General features: G+C 68.1%; 3 protein-coding genes. All 3 read right to left on the reverse strand.

Going from position 1 to position 3,406, the window contains the following annotated elements; all coding sequences use genetic code 11:
- Nucleotides 1–217 precede the first annotated feature (217 nt).
- Nucleotides 218–1,546, reverse strand: a complete 1,329-nt coding sequence (locus tag Z052_RS16660) for an MmgE/PrpD family protein (protein ID WP_099289263.1) — start codon at nucleotides 1,544–1,546, stop codon at nucleotides 218–220.
- Nucleotides 1,536–2,615, reverse strand: coding sequence for a branched-chain amino acid ABC transporter permease (locus Z052_RS16665; protein WP_094519986.1), 1,080 nt, complete (start codon nucleotides 2,613–2,615; stop codon nucleotides 1,536–1,538). The genes Z052_RS16660 and Z052_RS16665 overlap by 11 nt, the downstream gene beginning before the upstream one ends.
- A partial coding sequence (locus tag Z052_RS16670; protein WP_099289264.1) for a branched-chain amino acid ABC transporter permease occupies nucleotides 2,608–3,406 on the reverse strand: 799 nt, incomplete at its 5' end. The genes Z052_RS16665 and Z052_RS16670, both read right to left, overlap by 8 nt.

Raw genomic sequence — 3,406 nt, forward strand, 5'->3', positions numbered from 1 at the left:
CGGCGACGCCCGGCGCCGCCGATCCGGCCACGGCGGCCGCCAGCACGTCCGCGACCACCGCCCGACCGTGTCTCCGAGCCGTCGTGTCGATGGGCGCCGCGAGAAAGTCGCTGACGGCTCGCTCCCACTCACGTGTGTGTGATTCTGCCATACATTGAGGATGCGCGTCGCGGACAAAAGCGTATGGGACGCGACGGACGCGGAAAACGGTCGGGCGCTACCGGCTCGCGAGCGTACAGAGGACGCGCGGCGGCGCCGGTGCCCTGGCGCGCTCCCAGAGCGTGGTCGCCCGGTCGGCCCCAATTACCGGCGCGACTAGGTTCCGGAACTTCGATTCGAGCCGCGCCTCCTCGAAGGGGTTGTGTTCGCCTCCGCGCGGCGCGGCGACCTCCTGAGACCGTCGCCCGTCCGCGGTCTCGACCGTCACACGGGCGCCCCGCTGTTCGGGGGCGCGGGCGGCAATATCGTCGTCGACCGCGACGGTTACGCGCTCGGCTAAGGCGATCGCCTCGGGCGTTATCGCCTCGTCCGTGAACGCGGGCGGCCCGGAGTCGCCGCGAAGCAGCGCCGTTGCGACCGCGAAGGGGATCGAGAACTTCGCTTGTAGCTGGTTGCGCGGCCGCGGCTCCGTCAGCCGCGCGGCCGCCGGGTACGTCTCGACGCGGACCGACTCGACCGCGCTCGGGTCCACCTCGGCTTCGAGCGCGGCGACGGCGTCCAGTGCCGGGTGCGTGTACCGGCACGCGGCGTGGATCTTGAAGTACCCGTGTTCGATCTCCCACCGATCGCCCAGCCCGGCGGCGAGGGCCGACTCGTCGATGTCGCCCGCGGCGGCGTGTTCGAGGTGCCGGGCGACCCCGTTCCGGAGGCCGCCGAACCCGGCTTCGGCCTGATCGACGGCGACCAGCGCCGCGAGGTTGCTCATGCCCGCGTAGGCGTTCCGCACGGTTGCGCCCTCCGTCGCGGCCTCGAACCGGGTGTGTTGGGCGTAGTTCGCCGCGATCGCCATGGCCGACCGCGTCGTCTCCGGGTCGAGTTCGCGCGAGCGGGCCACTGCGGCCGCGCCGCCGACCGCGCCCCACACGCCGTGCGGGTGGTACCCGGACCGGAGCGTGCCGAGTGTGCGTGCGGTTCGGACGGCGACCTCGTACCCCGCGACGAATGAGCGCACGAACGCGTCGCTGTCGCTGTACCCGATCTCTGCGTCGGCCAAGAGCGCCGGTAACACGTGAATCGCGGGGTGGCCGGCGGCGAACCGGTGTCCCTCGTCGAGTTCAAGGACGGTCCCTGCGGCACCGTTACACAGCGCCGCGAGCGGCGGGACTGTCTCGCCGCCGTCGGCGCCGATGACCGTCGCTCCGCCCGAGATGCTGTCGGTCCAGCGCCGCGCGAGCGCGTCGACCGCGTCGTCGGTCGACCCCGCGACGATCGCGCCGAGGGTGTCGGCGACGGTGAGCCCCACGCGGTCGCAGACTCGGTCGGGAATCATGTCCGTCTCGACCTCCGCGGCGAACGTCGCCAGCTCGCGTTCGGGCTCAGTCGGCATCGTCGTCCAATAAGTCGGTGCGCGCCCGGAGCAGCTCGACGAACCGGGACGGCCACGAGATAACGCCCTTCGGGCTATACAACACGATCGCGATGAGGATGGCCCCGTAGACGGCGTTGTTCAGTCCGGGAATCTCGAAGGACTGTCGGACGAACTCGCCGACCGGGATGACGATGAGCGACCCCACGATCGGCCCGAGGACGGTGCCGACCCCGCCGACGATGGCCGGCAGGAGCACCTCGACGTTGACGAGCAGGTCGAACACCGTCGAGGGGCGGATCGTGTTGAAGTACATCGACCAGAACGCGCCGGGCCACGCCGTAAAGAAGGCACTCACGGCGACGGCCAGCAGCTTGTACCGGTACGTCGGGACTCCGATGGCGGCCGCGGCCTGCTCCCGCTCGCGGATCGCGAACAGGTAGTAACCGAGTTGCGACCGGTTGATCGCGAGCGACACGACAGTGACGACGGTCAGAAACCCGAGGATCAGGTAGTAGTACGGGAGGTCGCCGGTGAACTGGAAAGCGACCAGGCCCGGCCCGTCGGCGTACTCACGCGCGAGCGGACGGAAGAAGCCGCTCGCGCCGCCGAGCTGTGCGACGTTCGTGAATACGTACCGTAACAGCTCCGCGAACGCCAGCGTCGCCAGCGCGAAGTAGTGGCCCTCTAGATCGTATCGAAAGGTCAACGCGCCGATGATAAGCCCGTATACCGCTGCGATGGCGCTACTGAGGAGCATCCCGATCCACGGGGAGATGCCGAAGTTCCCGGTCAGGATGATCGTCGTGTAGGCGCCGAGGCCGAAGAACGCGGCGTGCCCGAACGAGAACTGTCCGGTGTACCCGGACATGATGTTCCACGCCTGCGCGGTCGTCGCCCAGACGAGGGTGATGATGAGCATGTTCAGGCTGAGCCACCCGAGCGGCGCGACTCCGAACAGCGCGAACTGCCGGAGGAACGGCATCGCGGCGAGCACGAGGAGGCTCACCGCGACCAACGCCGGGAGCGCGTACCACTCGTCTCGGAACGCGCCGTATCGATCGACGGCGCGGGAGAGTGCGTTACTCATCGGCGCTCCCTCCGAGCAGTCCTTCCGGTTTCACGAGCAACACGAGGATGAATGCGAGGAATATCACGATCTGGTACGTTGATCCGCCCAAGTACGCTTGTCCGAACACTTGGATGAAGCCGATGATCAGCCCGCCGACGAACGCGCCGGGGAACGAGCCGAGCCCGCCTAACACGACGACGACGAACGCGTTTATCAGGTACTGATCGCCGAGCGCCGGCGTGAACGACTGAAAGAGGGGAATGACTGCTCCTGCGAGCCCGGCTAATGCGGCGCCGATCCCGAACGTAAGCGCGTCGATCCGCGGGACGTCGATCCCGACGTACTGCGCGCCGTCACGGTTGTCGGCGGTCCCGCGGATCGCCCGGCCCAGCATCGTCCGCTGGAGGAACAGCCACGTTCCCGAAAGCGCGATGAGCGCGATGACGAGCGCGTACAACTGTCCCCGTGGCACGAATACGCCGGAGAGTTCGAGCGAGCCGAGGTTAAGCCCCAGCTGTCGGGGGTCCGCGCCGAACACCATCTCGACGCCGCTGACGAGGATCAGCAGGACGCCGAAGGTGACGATGAGCTGGTTCTCCTGTGGCGCGTCGATGATGGGGGCGATCGTCGACCGGTAGATAGCGATGCCGACGGCGAAAAGCAACACGACGGCGAAGGGGATCGCGAAGAACGGCGAAAGCCCCGTGGCGTCCGAAAACACGAGCACGGTGTACATCGCGACCACCATCAGCGCGCCATGCGCGAAGTTGATCACGTCCATCACGCCGAAGATCATCGTCAGCCCGAGC

This window comes from Halorubrum sp. C191 (assembly GCF_002727095.1).
GTDB lineage: Archaea > Halobacteriota > Halobacteria > Halobacteriales > Haloferacaceae > Halorubrum > Halorubrum ezzemoulense.

Excerpts from the sequence above, each read along its gene's own strand:
- Z052_RS16660 (WP_099289263.1), bottom strand. The coding sequence starts at position 1,546 with ATGCCGACTGAGCCCGAACGCGAGCTGGCGACGTTCGCCGCGGAGGTC.
- Z052_RS16665 (WP_094519986.1), bottom strand. The coding sequence starts at position 2,615 with ATGAGTAACGCACTCTCCCGCGCCGTCGATCGATACGGCGCGTTCCGA.